This is a genomic window from Pseudomonas sp. PK-RTE-24, from assembly GCF_054052265.1.
Window position 1 is genome coordinate 328,957 of sequence record NZ_CM133224.1, and the last position, 16,714, is coordinate 345,670.

The 16,714-nt window shown below is 56.6% G+C and carries 10 protein-coding genes; 6 read left to right on the plus strand and 4 right to left on the minus strand.

The genetic code is table 11. The features are described 5' to 3' along the window. Nucleotides 1-128: 128 nt before the first annotated feature. The 5 genes from tssI (at nt 129) to ACV8MC_RS01580 (ending at nt 8,864) form a co-directional block, all read left to right on the plus strand. Entirely contained in the window at nt 129-2,171 is a 2,043-nt protein-coding gene (tssI, locus tag ACV8MC_RS01560; RefSeq protein ID WP_457264253.1) for a type VI secretion system tip protein TssI/VgrG, read from the plus strand. Next, complete coding sequence (locus ACV8MC_RS01565; RefSeq protein WP_056783139.1) at nt 2,161-2,898, plus strand: DUF4123 domain-containing protein; 738 nt, start codon at nt 2,161-2,163, stop codon at nt 2,896-2,898. Before tssI ends, ACV8MC_RS01565 begins: the two co-directional genes overlap by 11 nt. Beyond that, nucleotides 2,898-7,673, plus strand: coding sequence for an RHS repeat-associated core domain-containing protein (locus tag ACV8MC_RS01570; RefSeq protein WP_457264255.1), 4,776 nt, complete (start codon nt 2,898-2,900; stop codon nt 7,671-7,673). The genes ACV8MC_RS01565 and ACV8MC_RS01570 overlap by 1 nt, the downstream gene beginning before the upstream one ends. Beyond that, nucleotides 7,670-8,101, plus strand: a complete 432-nt coding sequence (locus tag ACV8MC_RS01575) for a HEAT repeat domain-containing protein (protein ID WP_252887377.1) — start codon at nt 7,670-7,672, stop codon at nt 8,099-8,101. The genes ACV8MC_RS01570 and ACV8MC_RS01575 overlap by 4 nt, the downstream gene beginning before the upstream one ends. 346 nt (nt 8,102-8,447) lie before the next feature. Continuing rightward, the gene (locus ACV8MC_RS01580; RefSeq protein WP_457264258.1) at nt 8,448-8,864 is read left to right on the plus strand and encodes a hypothetical protein; all 417 of its coding nucleotides are present in this window, start codon (nt 8,448-8,450) and stop codon (nt 8,862-8,864) included. Between the two features lie 1,413 nt (nt 8,865-10,277). Here ACV8MC_RS01580 and ACV8MC_RS01585 read toward each other — a convergent pair. Both ACV8MC_RS01585 and ACV8MC_RS01590 read right to left on the minus strand, forming a co-directional pair. Beyond that, on the minus strand, nt 10,278-11,009 hold the full coding sequence (locus ACV8MC_RS01585; RefSeq protein WP_457264260.1) for a tellurite resistance TerB family protein: 732 nt from the start codon (nt 11,007-11,009) through the stop codon (nt 10,278-10,280). Nucleotides 11,010-11,187: 178 nt separating this feature from the next. Beyond that, the gene (locus ACV8MC_RS01590) at nt 11,188-11,373 is read right to left on the minus strand and encodes a hypothetical protein (protein ID WP_041478186.1); all 186 of its coding nucleotides are present in this window, start codon (nt 11,371-11,373) and stop codon (nt 11,188-11,190) included. Between the two features lie 403 nt (nt 11,374-11,776). Between ACV8MC_RS01590 and ACV8MC_RS01595 the strand changes: the two genes are divergently transcribed. After that, nucleotides 11,777-13,405: a glucan biosynthesis protein D gene (locus tag ACV8MC_RS01595; RefSeq protein ID WP_457264262.1), complete on the plus strand. Its 1,629-nt coding sequence runs from the start codon at nt 11,777-11,779 to the stop codon at nt 13,403-13,405. A gap of 178 nt (nt 13,406-13,583) precedes the next feature. On the opposite strand, the gene ACV8MC_RS01600 is transcribed toward ACV8MC_RS01595, so the two are convergent. Together ACV8MC_RS01600 and recJ are read right to left on the minus strand one after the other, a co-directional pair. Beyond that, nucleotides 13,584-14,690: an NADH:flavin oxidoreductase/NADH oxidase gene (locus tag ACV8MC_RS01600; protein WP_039759093.1), complete on the minus strand. Its 1,107-nt coding sequence runs from the start codon at nt 14,688-14,690 to the stop codon at nt 13,584-13,586. A gap of 266 nt (nt 14,691-14,956) precedes the next feature. Beyond that, nucleotides 14,957-16,666, minus strand: coding sequence for a single-stranded-DNA-specific exonuclease RecJ (gene recJ, locus ACV8MC_RS01605; protein WP_016771527.1), 1,710 nt, complete (start codon nt 16,664-16,666; stop codon nt 14,957-14,959). Nucleotides 16,667-16,714: the final 48 nt, after the last annotated feature.

The following is a 16,714-nucleotide window of genomic DNA, read 5'->3' on the forward strand; positions in this document are numbered from 1 at the left end:
CTGACCGTTACACGCATCGGCCAGCTCTGCTGGTCGATGTTGTTTACGCCCCTCCAGAATTTCGCGTACGTTGAGCCGCTTTTTTGCGGCCGTCGACGAGCGCCGCTGTACAGCACGAGGAACAAGGGATGTTCGCGCCGGCCAATGAAACCCACTTTGCCCTGACCATCGAAGGGCTTTCCGCCGACTTTCAGGTGTTTACCCTCACCGGCCGGGAAGCCATCAGCCAGCCTTTTGTCTTTGAGGTGGAGCTGGTCAGTGAGCAGCCGTCGCTGGACCTCGAAACCCTGCTGCACAAACCGGCCTTCCTGCAGCTGTCGCCTGACGGCAGCGGCATCCATGGCCAGATCTACCGCGCCGCGCAAGGTGACTCGGGCAAGCGCCTGACCCGTTATTCGGTGACGCTGCGTCCGCAACTGGCGTATCTGGCGCACCGCATCAACCAGCGCATCTTCCAGAACCTCAGCGTGCCGAAAATCATCGGCATGGTGCTGGAAGAGCACGGCATCCAGAGCAACGCCTACGAATTCAAGACCGGTTCGATCTATCCTGAACGCATCTACTGCGTGCAATACGACGAGTCGGATCTGCATTTCATCCAGCGCCTGTGCGAAGAAGAAGGCATTCACTTCCACTTCCAGCACAGCGCCAACGCGCACAAGCTCGTTTTCGGCGATGACCAGACGGTGTTTCCAAAACTCGCCCCCGTGCCCTATCAGCAAGACTCCGGCATGGTCGCCAGCAACCCGGTGATCAAGCGTTTCGACCTGCGCCTGGAAACCCGCACCAGCCGCACCACCCGCCGCGACTACGACTTCGAAAAACCGCGCCTGACCCTGGAAAGCGAAAACCGTGGCGACGCCCTGCCCGACCTTGAAGACTACGATTACCCGGGGCGCTTCATCGACCGCGAGCGCGGCAAACATTTGGCCAAACGCGCCCTCGAACGCCACCGCAGCGACTTCCAGCTCGCCGAAGGCAAGAGTGATCAGCCACTGCTGGTCAGCGGCCATTTCCTCGCCCTGACCGAACACCCGAAAGCCAAATGGAACGACCTCTGGCTGCTCACCGAAGTGCTGCATGAAGGCAAGCAGCCGCAGGTGCTCGAAGAGTCGGTGACCAGCGACACCACCGCGCTGAAAGACGATTTCCACCAGGGCTACCGCAACCGCTTCCAGGCCACGCCGTGGGACGTGCCCAATCGCCCGCCGCTACGCCACCCGAAACCGCGCATCCTCGGCAGCCAGAGCGCGGTGGTCACCGGCCCGAAAGGTGAAGAAATCCACTGCGACGAATACGGCCGGGTCAAAGTCCAATTCCACTGGGACCGCGAAGGCCAGGCCGACGACAAGACCAGTTGCTGGCTGCGCATCTCCAGCGCCTGGGCCGGCGCCCAGTACGGCGGCATCGCCATCCCGCGCATTGGCATGGAAGTGCTCGTCACGTTCCTTGAAGGCGACCCCGATCAGCCCTTGATCAGCGGCTGCCTGTACCACAAGGAAAACACCGTCCCCTATCCACTGCCGGCAAACAAGACCCGCAGCACCTTCAAGACCCTGAGTTCCATGGGTGGTGGCGGCTACAACGAACTGCGCATCGAAGACAAGAAAGGCCAGGAACAGATCTATCTGCACGCCCAGCGCGACTGGGACGAGAACATCGAGCACGACCAGAAAATCCGCGTCGGCAACGAACGCCACGACACCGTCGAACAGAACAGCTACAGCGAATTCAAGGCCGAAGAACACCACACCGTCTACGCCGACCGCAAAGTCGAAACCCGCGCCAACGACCACCTCACCGTCGGCGTGAATCAGCACATCAAGATCGGCACCGGCCAGTTCATCGACGCCGGCCAGGAAATCCACCTTAGCAGTGGCATGAAAGTGGTGATGGAAGCCGGTGCGGAGCTGACCCTGGTCGGCGGCGGCAGCTTCATCAAGATTGATGCTGGTGGCGTGACCATGAGCGGCCCGGTGATCAACATGAACTCCGGCGGCAGCCCGGGCGTTGGCACGGGCGCCGCGCCGTTGATGCCCGGCGTGTTGAAACAAGCGGATGCCGACAAGGCCGGCCAGGTCCTGACCCCGGCGCAAATCAATACACTCAAACGTAACGCGCCGTTCTGTGAAGAATGCGAAAAATGCAAGGCAGGTGCCTGTGCCATCTGAACGAATCACCCCCAAAGACTGGCTGGCGCAACAGCCGCTGCAAAGCGGCGAGCGCTTGTATCTGGTCGTCAGCGCGGCCAGCGATGCCGACGCCCTGAAAACCCTGTACCTCACCGAACCCACCGCCCAGCTCATCCCGATCTGGGGCGGCACGCCCTACTCCACCTGGCAACCGGTGATGCCCTACCTCACCGAACTCAAAGCCAACTCCGCCTTCCTGCCATGGATCGCCGAAACCGACGCCCTCGACTGGGGCTGGCTGGCGGTATCGCGTTCAGAACCGAACGAAGTGTTCGAGCATCTGCGCAGCCTGACGCAGGTGAAAATGCCGGATGGCACCGAGGTGTTTTTCCGGTTTTGGGATGGCCGGCATATTTATCCGATTCTGCGGGGGCTTGGGGAAAAGGCTGGAGAGGTGCTGCCGGTGTTTGAGCGGTATCTGATCAATGGGCAGGCGCTGGAAGTGGGCACGCGAGTTGTGCCGAAGGTCAAGGACTGGCCGTGGTGGGAGGTGCCGAAGGGGTTGTTGGAAGGGTTGAGCAAGGACAATCCGGCGACGCTGGTCAGCAACCTGATGCAGTGGCTGGAAGAAGACCGCCCGGACCTCTACACCGCATGGCCCGAGAACAATCTGAAGCTGAAAATCACCCGCTTCGTGCGCCGCCCGGATGCGCCGCAAAATCTTAAAGAAGCATTGATAAACCACCTGATTCTGGAGCAAGGCTGATGGATCGCGTTGCCTTTGTTGACAACCAACTGAACACCTTCAAGGACAGTCTGAAGCTGTATCAGGAACAAACAAAAACCTGGTACGCACAGGCTCTCGACAAGGGTAGCCGTGCCGCGGACATGCCGTCCTTGTTGGGCATGGAGCGTGTCATCAAGGCGGGCAACACCAGTAAAACGGTGAGCATGACCGACGGTAACTTCACCTCGAACGTGGCTCAATGTCCGCTCAAGGGTCCGTTGCTGATCGAGAGCAAATTCGAATCGGTTTACGACATTCCCGTCGGCGATATCGAAGTCGAAATCGTGGCCGTGGACGGTGGTGCTGTCAGCAAGGTCAAACTCGACGCCCAAGGCAAAGCCGCATGGACCGGCGGTGTGCCCGGCAAGTTCTACACGATTCGCGTCCATAACGAAGTGACCCCGGCGCAGATCGACGCCCTCTTCAGTTCTTACAGCGGCGTGACTGCGGACCTTGAAGGTTTCCTGCGCAAGGAATGGGCCGGCTTCAAACCGCAATGGTCGAATCTTTCGACCTCCGGCACAGCCATGGCCATCGGCAACGGCATTCTTGAAGGTGGCTGGGAGGCCATCAAGGGTGTGTGGGACGGCATCAGCCTTGTGCTCGATATCCTCCAGGATCCGAAGAAATTCGCCAAGGATCTCGGCGCTGGCGCAGACGAGCTGATCAAAGTCGCTAAAAGCTCGCCGGACATCATGAAAAAAGCCATGTTGCTGGCCAGTGATGAAGCGGCCTTGTTTTTGCTGGTGCGCAGCGCGGTGATCTGGCTGGCGGGCTTGCCGCCGATGAAAATGGCAGGCGATGTAGCGAAGATGACCACGGCAATTGTGGTTGGCATTGCGATCGACATCGTGATCGGCGTGGTACTGACCATCGCGGCAGAAGGTACCGGCGTCATCTACCTTGCGGCCCGACTGAAGAAGTACGGAGAGCTTGTCATCAAGGCTGTGATCGGCTTCGTGAAGTCGGTGTTCAAGATCATCAACGGCTTTATGGAGTATGTCGCCAAGTACACCGCAGTGGCGGCCCGAGGGGTGACCGCGAAGGTCAGGAACGGGATTTCCGAGTTGCGTTTTGATGGGAAGAAAAACGCCAGACTTGCTGACGGTAAAGTCGCTGATGACGTATCGAACCAGGCGACGAATCCCGCCGAAAAGAGCGCAGAACCTGCTGCAAAGACTTGCACTAACGGGTGCCCTGTTTCGATGGTCACTGGCGAAGAGTTATTGACGTTAACTGACGGCCAACTCGACGGCCTGCTGCCATTCGAATGGACCCGTCTCTATCGCACCAGCGCTGTGGAAATCGACTGCGGTCTCGGCTATGGCTGGAGCCACGCGCTCGCCCACCGCATCGAGATCAATGGCGATGAAGTCATCTGGACCGATCAGGAAAACCGCTCCACCGTTTTCCCACTTCCGAGCGAGCAGCGTCCCGCCATCACCAACAGCCTATCGCACGCGGCCATTTTTCTAGGTGACGATCCATCCGAGCTGATTCTCGCGCAGGCTGGCAAGCGACCATCGTTCTATCACTTCCGCTTCGACAGCAAAGGCGCGACCCTGATCGCCATCAGCGATAGCTATGGCAACCGCTTGCACGTTACTCGCGACATCCATGGGCGCATCAAACGTCTCGACAACGGTGCCGGCCGCGCCCTGCTTCTGCGCTACGACCGCAAGCACATCATCGCCGTCGATTATCAGCAGTTTCTGCCCGCCGATAATCTGGAAGACGTCTGGAATACCGTGCAGACGTTGGTCACCTATAGCTACGACGCGCAACATCGCCTGATCGAGGCGAAAAACGCGGCGGGCGAAGCCGAGCGTTATCGCTACAACGAGCAGCACGTCATTCTCGAGCGGCAATTGGCAGGCGGCGCGGCGTTCTATTGGGAATGGGAAAACGAAGGCAAACTGTCTCGCTGCACTCGTCACTGGGCCAACTTTTCGCAGATGGAAGCGCAGTACGTCTGGGACGACAAAGGCAGCGTCACCGTAACCAACGCCGATGGCAGCGAAGAGGTCTATACCCACGACGATCAGGCCCGATTGATCAGCAAGATCGATCCGGATGGTGCCGAGCATCTCAAGGCCTACAACGACAAAGGCCAATTGATCGCCGAAAAGGATCCGCTGGGCGCAGTCACTGAATATCGCTATGACGATAATGGTTTGATGACCGCGGTCATCCCGCCGGAAGACGAAGCCACCACTTACGAGTACATCAATGGTTTCGTCAGCGACGTTCGTCGCGGCAAAGCCAGTTGGAAGTATCAACGCAACCGACAAGGTGATGTCACTGCGCAGATTGACCCGGACGGCAATGCCAGCCATTACAGCTATGACCCGCAGGGTCGTCTGTTGGAAATCCGTCACCCGGACGGCAGCCGTCATCAACTCGGTTGGAACAATCTCGGTCAACTGCTTGAAGAACGTCTTCCCGACGGCGGTCAGCGCAAGTACCGTTACGATGCACTAGGCAGGCAGATCACTCGCCAGGAAGAGTCCGGCGCGATCACTCATTACCAATGGGATGCTGCCAATCGCCTTGCCCAAGTTACGCTGCCCGGCGGCGCCACTCGCGCATTCAGCTACAACGCCTACGGCAATGTCACTGCTGAACGTGACGAACTTGGCCGTATCACCCGCTATGAATATGCCGACAATCTTCACCTCGTCAGCCGCCGAATCAATCCCGACGGCAGCCAACTGCGCTACCGCTACGACAACTCGCGTCTGTTGCTCACTGAAATTGAAAACGAGCGCGGCGAGCACTATCACCTTGATTACTACGCCAACGGCCTGATTCAACAGGAAACCGGCTTCGATGGTCGTCGGACTGGCTACGAGTACGACCTCAACGGCCAACTGCTGAAGAAAACCGAGTTCGGCGACGACGGCAGCGAACTGGTCACCGAATATCAGCGTGATGCCGCAGGCCGGTTGCTTGTAAAAACGCTGCCCGACGGCGAAGAGATTCACTACAGCTACGACGCGCTTGGCCGCCTCGTTAACGTTGACGACGGCCACTGGCCGCTCGCCTACAAATACGACCTGCAAGACCGACTCATCGAGGAGCACCAAGGCTGGGGCACTCTGCGCTACGAATACGATAGCGTCGGCCAGCTCAAGCACTGCCGCTTGCCCGATGGCAGCAAACTCGATTACCGCCACCAGCCTGGCGGGCAACTCACCAGCATCGACCTCAACGGTTCTCGCCTGACCTCTCATCAGTTCAACGCTGGTCGAGAGCAACAGCGCCAACAAGGTCTGCTGCTTAGCCAATACCAATACGATGAACAGGGACGTCTGCAAGCGCACAGCGTTAGCCAACGGGACAAGCACCTGTTCCAGCGTCGCTACAACTACGACGCCAACGGCAACCTCGCCGGAATCGACGACAGCCGCAAAGGCAACCGCAGCTATCACTACGACCCGCTGGATCGCCTGATCAGCGTGCGCGGCGCCATGCCAGAGAGCTTCGCCCACGACCCGGCGGGCAACCTGCTCGGACAAAATGACCTGCCCGTTGCGAATCTCGCCAACGTTAAAGGCAATCGCCTGCTCATGCAAGGCGACCGCCACTACGATTACGACGCCTATGGCAACCTAGTCCGCGAGAGTCGAGGAACAGGCCAAAAACTTGTCACCGAATACCGCTACGACTGCCAGCACCGCCTGATCGGCGTCAGCCTGCCGGGTGGCAGCACTGCAACCTACAAATACGACGCCTTTGGCCGCCGCATTGAAAAGTCAGTCGACGGTCACACCACCGAGTTTCTGTGGCAAGGCGAACGCCTCATCGCTGAAAGCGCCGAGAACCGCTACCGCAGTTACATCTACGAACCGGGCACCTTCCGCCCGTTGGCAATGCTCGACGGCGAAGGCCCGCTAAAAGCGGCCCCGTTCTATTACCAACTCGACCACCTCGGCACCCCTCAAGAACTGACCGACTACAGCGGCGAAATCATGTGGTCGGCAAAATACCGCGCCTACGGCAACCTCGCGGCGCTGGATGTGAGCGAAATCGATAACCCGTTACGCTTCCAAGGTCAGTATTTCGACGCCGAGACAGGGTTACATTACAACCGCCACCGCTACTACAATCCGGGGACTGGACGGTTTTTGACGCCGGATCCGATCAAGCTTGCGGGTGGGTTGAATAGCTACCAGTACGTGACCAATCCTACGGGGTGGGTGGATCCTCTAGGATTGAATACATGTCCCGGAGCCGGAGATAAAGATTCATCAGGTAACCGAACTGACCAAGAAGAAAAAAAATCGAAAGTTGATGACGGCAGCCCCGAAGCGCCCTATACCGGACCGATCCCCAAGGCAATGCAGAACAAAATACTGTATGGCACACGGAGCCCCGGCCATAACAAACCAGTAGGCGGTCATTCGGCGCAGGTTATGAACTCTCCAAAATATCAGTACGATATTGTCAGCACTAACAAGGACGGAACTACCAGCGTTAAAAATTTTAAAATGATTTTAGAGCGTAAGGATGGAACCATCGGCTGGTCTGCAGCAAAGTCTCCAAATAGACATACATTTGCGCCGAAATCTTGGAGTGACGCGAAAATCTTGAGAGTTACTGATGAGGTAGCAGCAGAGCCAGGCAGAGTGTTACGGAACGATCCAGGCGCGGTAGTGACCGAACACACCAAAATCGTGGACGGAGTTCAATGGCAGGTTATTAAAGAAAACGATGTCATCACTTCTTCATACCCTACGGGAGCAACACCATGACGACTGGCAATGAAGAAAATCTATATAAAAAGCTCTGCTCATGGATAGGTGAATCTGAAGATTCACCATGGACTGAATACAGCACCGAGCTAGTTGCTAAAACGGTACTCATAGACTTCAGTGATAAGGACTGGGAAGTCCTAAAAAAAGCAATACTCAAAATGCCGGAATTTTGGCAACAAAGATGCGCCGTTTCACTTGGAGAAAATCGTACCACCCAAGCCATAGAAATTTTAAAGACTCTACTTTCAAAATCGGGATATAAAGACGTTAAAATTATTTCTATTTACGAGCTCGACTGGGCCGAAGTACCGATTGAAAAAAAATACTCTCACCATGTAAAGCAGATAATAGATACCACACCAAAAAGTGAAATAGAACCAGAAATATATAGTTTACTTGCGAAAGCAGAATCATCAGAAATATAATAGCTAAGCCCACCAAATCTTGTATAAGCGAACTTTTAAAATATTACCGACAAACGCCCAACGCCACTTACCAAAAAGGCGCCAATAAAGAACCAACAATTAATTAAGACAGCCTATAATCAATCGGCAATCAAAAAAGCAAAATGAATATCTACATTGACATTACAGATATTTTGGTGCAATCGATTACGACAATGCAGGCGGAATTATATCCTACATGAATATCCCTCCCACTGAAAACATAAAGGAAAAATTCCAAGTAGAAACCTTCAATTTTGTTCTCAACCTATTAGATTAGCCAATAACGTCTTCAATAGAAAGCCAAGACTTAAACTTTCTAGAAAACATGGACGAGGATGGCTTCCTAATAATCAAAAAAGCAGCCGTTACATTTGAAAAAATAAAAGGTCACGAAAAACTGGTAAGAGTCTTAGATCAAGGGAAAGACTACTTATTACATGAAATTTACAGACCCAAACTGGAAAATAAAGACAAGATCTATGACATTGGAGGTAGATCATTCTCATCACCTCAACTCCTAATCAATCTTGCGATTATTTCACCCCAAAAGATAACTCTTGACTTCTCCGCTTCCGATCATGTCTACATAGCAACATACCATAAACTTCGAAACGTGGCAGAAACTCTAAATTTACAGGCGAAACGCACGCAACCGCCAATTGAAGGAATATTCGAAGTGAATTACAGCAACATGCATACCATAAGCGTCTTTGATGCCGGCTATCGATTTTTCAAAACATAGGAAGTGTCGACACAAGATTTTCGATGCTTGCCCTTTCTCAGTGCAGCTTTTTTACAAATGAAACGCCGCGAGTCACCTGGCACATCTAATCTGCTCAGCGTACCACGCGCGCGTATACCAACAACTGACGATCGCGTAACTCCCGAATAGAGCGAACTCGGCAGTACTACCCGCTACGAATGCACCGACAACCTGGACGTGAACAGCAAAAATCACGACGAGCACAACTACTGGCCTGGAACAAATAATAGACATCGGATGGCATCTATTATTTAGCAAAAATGGCACTTTTAGAATTTCATTAATTGCAAATCAAGCTTGGAGAATTTCCAATATTCACCGACACCGCCAAAACTTGGAGCGGCCTTGAAAAAACTTTAGACCACACACTACATAAAGTTAAACAAATCTGATGCAGCCTTTACAAATCTGAAGTATACGGGGAAAGCAGTGGACCTGACATTGGCTAATACATAGGATGTGGCGGCGCCACTCTCTCAGCAAAAAAATGTTTAAGCAACACCCTAAGCTAAAGCAGTCTGCGTTCGATGCCGATGCCGATGCCGATGCCGATGCCGATGCCGATGCGATTGTTTTGGGAAAGGCCTCAGACTTGTAGTGCAAGGGGAGTTTTCTTTCGGGTAAAAAAATCTCGACAACCAAACCTATAACAGCGAAAGCAAAACCATGATATTTAAGTGCTCGGGCAACGCAGTCAATCCAAATACCGTATCTTATAGAAGCTTGGGATTCGGAGAGGCGGTTACGATCAAGACTCAGCCCTACATACTGCAAATCAAACCCGGCGACTTTCCAAGAAAGTTTGAAATTATTGCAGATACGTTTATTTCGGAATGCAGGATTGACGATACCGTGCAAGGCTATGCGGACATCCCCGAGCTTGCGACAGTTGATTACCCGACTTTCAATGAACTTCTGAACACCCATCCAAACCTAGCAGCAAGTTTGATCGAAGATCATCTTTACTTCGAACTCTTCTATCATCTTTTTCAAAACCCAACCAACCCACAATTGGTTATCAACAACATCAACAGCGTATATACAGAGAAAGATTCAATAATAATCACGGGAGACACATACCCATTCAAATACTTCTAGCAGAAGGAAACTTGCTCGACGGCAGGCCCGCCGACTCAGACCTCAATGGTCGACTGTTAAATAACACTGATCTGGCGACGACGTCAGTGCGCTAATCACCGATTGCTAGTGATCTATTTGCCAGCTCTATTACCCGGTCAGTGCCAAAAGTATGTACAGAGCCAGCGGCATGCGCAGTGTCCGCTATCGGGACAAAGATCGATTCAACGCCGTTACGGAAACTACTGAAACGCAGGAAGTCTAGCTAACGTAAAAGGGCAACCGCCTGCTGATGCCGGGCGATCGCCACTACGATTACACGCTATCCGCCCCCACCAACCGCACCTGCCTCTCCAACTCCACCTTCAACCCCGGCTCCAGCTTCAACTGCCGTGCCAGTTCATCCAGATAGCTCTTCTCCATAAAATTCTCCTCATCCACCAGCATCACACTGGCGATGTACATCTCCGCCGCCATTTCCGGCGTGCTTGCCGCGCGGGCGACGTCGGTGGGGTCGAGGGGTTTGTTGAGTTCGGCGTGGAGCCAGTGTTGCAGTTCCTGATCGTTGTCGAGCTTTGTGAATTCGCCTTCGATCAGTTCGCGCTCGCGTTCATCGATGTGGCCGTCGGCTTTGGCGGCGGCGACCAGGGCTTTGAGGATTGCCTGGCTGTGCTGCTCGACTTGCGCGGGTGGCAGGCGGTCGAGCGTTTGTGGTTCGCGTTGTGGTGCGCTGCCTTTTTGGGCGTTGTAGTTGCCGTAGGCCTTGTAGGCCAGTACGCCCAGCGCGGCGAGGCCGCCGTAGAGTGCGACTTTGCCGCCGACCTTGCGGACCTTTTTATTGCCGAGCAGCAGGCCCATCGCGCCCGCGGCCAATGCGCCGCCGCCCGCGCCTGAGAGCAGGCCGCCGAGGCCGCTGGAGCCAGACGAGCCACCGAGCAAACCGCCCAGTCCGCTGGCAGCCGACTTGTTGGAAGCGCCACCAGTCTTGTTCTGCAGCATTTCCTGCCCGGACTTGAGCAGTTGATCGAGCAATCCACGGGTGTTCATGTTCCGTCTCCAAACAAGGGTTATCCGGATCTAAGGCCCTCAGCCTAGTTCGAAAGTGCCCGACCCCGACCTGCGAGTGTGCTTCGAGATGTTGCTCGCCACTCAGAAGGGCATGTTTCGAGCGTTACGCAAATGAAAAAGGGGCAGGCTTCTCGGCCTGCCCCTTCTCCCCTCCCCCTTAGAATCGCGAAACACTCCGCATCGCATCCACCAGATAGCGCATGGCGATCCGGTCGCTTTCCGATAGTTCTCGATAACGCTCCACAAGTTTCAATTCTTCGGAATTGAGGCGGCGTCTTCTGCGCCCGCCGCCCAAGCAAGGGAAGATGCCCAACATTTCGGTGATGCTCTGTATTTTTGCCATGGACGATGTCCTTCTCTATTGAGTCAAGAAACTGCTGAACCTCACATCGCCCTGCCTCTTCGAGCAGCGTCGTGTGCCCCGCCGGCACGAAGGCTTGTATCCGGTCTTGCCCATAGAATAGGAATTAAATCGGCGTTGAAAAGCGTTTTTTAGAGTAATTAATCGAAAAAAGCAGATATGCCCTCTAAATCAGAGAGCCCTGTCAGAAAAATTACAGACATGTCTTGTTTCATTGCCAAGTGACGCAACGCAAACAAGCCTTTTTGCCCGACAATCGAACCGATTAAGCTAGCGGGCATCTGTTTATAGTCCGTTGCGTTTGGCCGAAGGCATGACCGAACCGTAATTTCCGATCCGACAGGTGCCAGGAACGGCGCTGGATTGCACACGACAGGTTGTATTTATGCACCGCAGGAATTTGCTCAAAGCGTCCATGGCCATTGCGGCCTATACCGGTCTTTCCGCGTCGGGCCTGTTGGCCGCCCGCGCTTGGGCAGCCAATGGCGGCGCCGCCGATGGCGAGGCTCAGGCCTTCGATTTCGAGTCGTTGAAGCGTCAGGCCAAGCAGCTCGCCGGCAGTGCCTATCAGGATACGAAACAGGTGTTGCCGCCAACCCTGGCGACCATGACTCCGCAGAACTTCAACGCGATCCGCTACGACGGCGAGCATTCCTTGTGGAAGGAAAACGAAGGTCAGCTGGACGTGCAGTTCTTCCACGTCGGCATGGGTTTCCGTCAGCCGGTGCGCATGTACAGCGTTGATCCGAAGACGCGCATGGCGCGCGAGGTGCATTTCCGTCCGGCGCTGTTCAATTACGAGAACACTTCGGTCGACACCCAGCAGCTCAAGGGCGACCTGGGTTTTGCCGGCTTCAAACTGTTCAAGGCGCCGGAGCTGGATCGGCATGACGTGGTGTCGTTTCTGGGCGCCAGCTATTTCCGTGCGGTCGATGCCACTGGCCAATATGGCCTTTCCGCGCGCGGCCTGGCCATCGACACTTACGCGAAGAAACGCGAAGAGTTTCCCGACTTCACCAAGTTCTGGTTCGAGACGCCTGACAAGAACGCCACGCGTTTTGTGGTCTACGCCCTGCTCGACTCGCCGAGCGCGACCGGCGCCTATCGCTTCGACATCGATTGCCAGGCCGAGCGCGTGGTCATGGAAATCGACGCGCACATCAACGCACGCACCGCCATCGAACAACTCGGCGTGGCGCCAATGACGAGCATGTTCAGCTGCGGCACCCACGAACGGCGCATGTGCGACACCATTCATCCGCAGATTCACGACTCCGATCGCCTGGCAATGTGGCGCGGCAATGGCGAGTGGATCTGCCGGCCGTTGAACAACCCGGCGACGCTGCAATTCAATGCATTTGCCGACAAGGACCCGAAGGGTTTCGGCCTGGTGCAGACCGACCACGAATTCGCCAACTATCAGGACACTGTCGACTGGTACAGCAAGCGCCCGAGCCTGTGGGTAGAACCTACAACCGCCTGGGGCGAAGGCTCTATCGATCTGCTGGAAATTCCTACGACCGGCGAGACGCTGGATAACATCGTCGCGTTCTGGACGCCGAAGAAACCCGTGGCTGCCGGTGATTCGCTGAACTACGGGTACAAGCTCTACTGGAGCGCCCTGCCACCGGTCGGCACGCCACTGGCGCGGGTGCACGCGACGCGTTCGGGCATGGGCGGCTTCACCGAGGGTTGGGCGCCGGGTGAACACTACCCGCCGGTCTGGGCGCGGCGCTTTGCCGTGGACTTCACCGGTGGCGGCCTCGAGCGCCTGCCACAGGGCACCGGAATCGAGCCAGTGATTACCTGTTCCAACGGCAAGGTGCAGGACTTCAGCGTGCTGGTGCTGGATGACATCAAGGGCTACCGGATTCTGTTCGATTGGTATCCGACCAATGACAGTGTCGAGCCAGTGGAACTGCGCCTGTTCATTCGCACCAATGACCGCACGTTGAGCGAGACCTGGCTGTACCAGTATTTCCCGCCGGCGCCGGACAAGCGTAAATACCCTTGAGGTTATAAGGCGGCTGTTCTGGCGTCATTCGCGAGCAGGCTCGCTCCCACAGGGGTCCGCATTCCTACTGTGGGAGCGAGCCTGCTCGCGAAGAGGCCCGCCTGACAACGCAAACTTGTGCCGAATAGAAAAAGCCCCGACCATCACCGGCTCGGGGCTTCTGCTTTCCAGCCTTCAATCAATCGCGCAAATCCGATTCATGAATCGGCTGATCCCGATGGGTCGCGCGCTGATACTGCGCCGGCCACACTGCTTTGCGCCCGCCCAGATCATCGTCGGCATGCAGCGGCCAGTACGGATCGCGCAGCAGTTCGCGCGCGAGGAAAATGATATCGGCCTGACAGGTACGCAGAATGTGCTCGGCCTGGGCCGGCTCGGTAATCATTCCGACAGTACCGGTGGCGATGCCTGACTCTTTGCGTACACGCTCGGCGAAGCGCGTCTGATATCCGGGTCCAACCGGGATTTCCGCGTTTGCAGCAGTCCCTCCTGAAGACACGTCAATGAGATCGGCGCCCAGCGTATGAAGGCGGCGCGCAAGCTCCACGGTCTCATCCGGGTTCCAGCCGTCTTCGACCCAGTCGGTCGCCGAGACGCGGACAAACACTGGCAATTCCTCCGGCCATACCGCCCTCACCGCTTCAGTGACTTGCAGCACCAGACGGATGCGATTCTCGAACGAACCACCGTACTGATCGCGGCGTTGATTGCTCAGCGGCGAGAGAAACTGATGCAGCAGATAACCGTGCGCCGCATGCACCTCGACCACGCTGAACCCGGCCGTCAGCGCGCGTTTGGCCGCGTCGACAAAGGCCTGGATCACTTCGGCGATCTGCCCCTCATCCAGTTGCTTCGGTTGTGTGTGCTGGGGATCGAAGGCAATCGGCGATGGCCCGACCGGGGTCCAGCCGCCGTCCTCGGGTTTGACACTGCCATGCTTGCCGATCCACGGCCGGTGGGTGCTGGCCTTGCGCCCGGCGTGGGCCAGTTGAATACCGGCGACCGCGCCCTGGGCGGTGATGAAGCGAGTGATGCGTTGCAGCGGTTCGATCTGTTCGTCGTTCCACAGTCCAAGGTCTTCGGCGGTGATGCGTCCGTCGGCGGTAACCGCCGTGGCTTCGGTAAAAACCAGACCGGCACCGCCCACCGCGCGGCTGCCCAGGTGCACCAGATGCCAGTCGTTGGCCAGGCCGTCGACGCTGGAGTACTGGCACATCGGCGACACGGCGATGCGGTTGGGCAGGGTCAGTTGGCGAAGAGTAAAGGGTTCAAGCAGCAGACTCATGGGGCACCTCTCGAATCAGTGGGCAGGCTCCAGGGTTCTGTTTGAAAAGTCGACGAGTGACAGAAAAAGGGTGCAGCACCCGCCCCCGCGGGCAAAAATTCGACAAGACGTCACAAGGCCAATCAAGCAGTGCTTAGAGCCTAGTCGACAACCGGGAATGACGGAGGGTTCAGAGTAATTCAGTGTGTGAAAGGATGCTTTCGCGAGCAGGCTCGCTCCCACAAGACTGCACCGTACCTGTGGGAGCGAGCCTGCTCGCGAATGGCTTAACGCGGTTCGATATGAGCAATCATCAGCTGCACAGTCTCGTTGCCACGAAACTCGTTAACGTCGAGCTTGTAAGCCAGTTCAACCCATTGAATCGTCGGGTTCGGCCACACATCGCGATCAATGCCAAACGCGATGCCATCGAGCTTCACCGAACCGCATTCGCTTTTCAGCACCACTTTCAAATGCCGTTCGCCGACCACGCGCTGCTCGACCAGTTGAAACACACCGTGAAACAGCGGCTCGGGAAAATGCTGCCCCCACGGCCCGGCGTGGCGCAAGGCGCGAGCCAGTTCGAGATGAAACTCTTCAACGGCCAGCGTGCCATCTGAAAGCATCCGCCCAGTGAGGTCTTCTTCGCGAAGTTGCCTACGCACTTCAGCGTCGAAAGCCTCGGCGAACAGCGGAAAATTCTCCTGCGGCAAGGTCAGACCAGCGGCCATCGCGTGGCCACCATATTTGGCGATCAGGTTCGGATGCTGCGCCGCGACCACACTCAGCGCATCGCGAATATGGAAGCCCTGCACCGAGCGACCGGAGCCCTTGAGCAGACCATCACCGGCATCGGCGAAGGCAATGGTCGGGCGGAAATAGCGCTCTTTCATGCGCGAGGCGAGGATGCCGATCACGCCCTGATGCCACTCCGGATCGAACAGGCACAGACCAAACGGCATCGACTCGACCGGCAGATCCTTGAGCTGCGCCAGCGCTTCACGCTGCATGCCCTGCTCGATGGATTTGCGATCCTGGTTCATGCCGTCCAGTTGCGCAGCCATTTCCCGCGCCAGATTGGCGTCGGCCGTAAGCAGGCATTCGATGCCCAGGCTCATGTCGTCCAGACGTCCGGCGGCGTTCAGGCGCGGGCCGACGATGAAACCCAGGTCGGTGGAAGTGATCCGCGCAGCCTCTCGCTTGGCGACTTCGAGAATCGCCTTGATCCCCGGCCGTGCCCGGCCGGCGCGAATCCGCTCCAGCCCTTGATGCACAAGAATGCGGTTGTTGGCATCCAGCGGCACCACGTCGGCGACGCTGCCCAGCGCCACCAGATCGAGCAGTTCGCCGATGTTCGGTTGTGGCTTGCTCTCGTACCAGCCGAGGCTGCGCAGACGCGCGCGCAACGCCATGAGTACGTAAAAGATCACCCCGACGCCGGCCAGCGCTTTGCTCGGAAATTCGCAGCCCGGCTGATTCGGATTGACCAGCGCATCAGCCTGCGGCAGTTCATCGCCGGGCAAGTGGTGGTCGGTGATCAACACCTTCAGTCCGGCGCGCTTGGCCGCCGCGACGCCTTCGACACTGGAAATACCATTGTCGACGGTGATCAATAATTGCGGTTCACGGGTCAGCGCGACTTCGACGATTTCCGGCGTCAGGCCGTAGCCGTATTCGAAGCGGTTCGGCACCAGGTAATCGACATGCGCCGCGCCCAACAGGCGCAGACCGAGCACACCGACAGTGCTGGCGGTGGCGCCGTCCGCATCGAAGTCGCCAACAATGAGAATGCGCTGACGCTGCTCCAGAGCCGTCACCAGCAGGTCGACCGCCGCATCGATGCCTTTGAGCTGCTGGAACGGGATCAAGCGCGCCAGACTCTTGTCCAGCTCCGCCTCCGACTGCACGCCCCGCGCCGCGTACAGGCGGGTCAGCAGTGGCGGCAGATCACCGAGGAAAGGCAGCGTGGCAGGCAATTGACGAGGTTCGATACGCATGGGGCGACGGAGGCTTCTCTTTGATTCGTGGGAAATATCAGCGGTGTC

Excerpts from the sequence above, each read along its gene's own strand:
- tssI (WP_457264253.1), top strand. The coding sequence starts at position 129 with ATGTTCGCGCCGGCCAATGAAACCCACTTTGCCCTGACCATCGAAGGG.
- ACV8MC_RS01600 (WP_039759093.1), bottom strand. The coding sequence starts at position 14,690 with ATGAGTCTGCTGCTTGAACCCTTTACTCTTCGCCAACTGACCCTGCCC.
- ACV8MC_RS01595 (WP_457264262.1), top strand. The coding sequence starts at position 11,777 with ATGCACCGCAGGAATTTGCTCAAAGCGTCCATGGCCATTGCGGCCTAT.
- ACV8MC_RS01570 (WP_457264255.1), top strand. The coding sequence starts at position 2,898 with ATGGATCGCGTTGCCTTTGTTGACAACCAACTGAACACCTTCAAGGAC.
- recJ (WP_016771527.1), bottom strand. The coding sequence starts at position 16,666 with ATGCGTATCGAACCTCGTCAATTGCCTGCCACGCTGCCTTTCCTCGGT.
- ACV8MC_RS01575 (WP_252887377.1), top strand. The coding sequence starts at position 7,670 with ATGACGACTGGCAATGAAGAAAATCTATATAAAAAGCTCTGCTCATGG.
- ACV8MC_RS01585 (WP_457264260.1), bottom strand. The coding sequence starts at position 11,009 with ATGAACACCCGTGGATTGCTCGATCAACTGCTCAAGTCCGGGCAGGAA.
- ACV8MC_RS01580 (WP_457264258.1), top strand. The coding sequence starts at position 8,448 with ATGGACGAGGATGGCTTCCTAATAATCAAAAAAGCAGCCGTTACATTT.
- ACV8MC_RS01590 (WP_041478186.1), bottom strand. The coding sequence starts at position 11,373 with ATGGCAAAAATACAGAGCATCACCGAAATGTTGGGCATCTTCCCTTGC.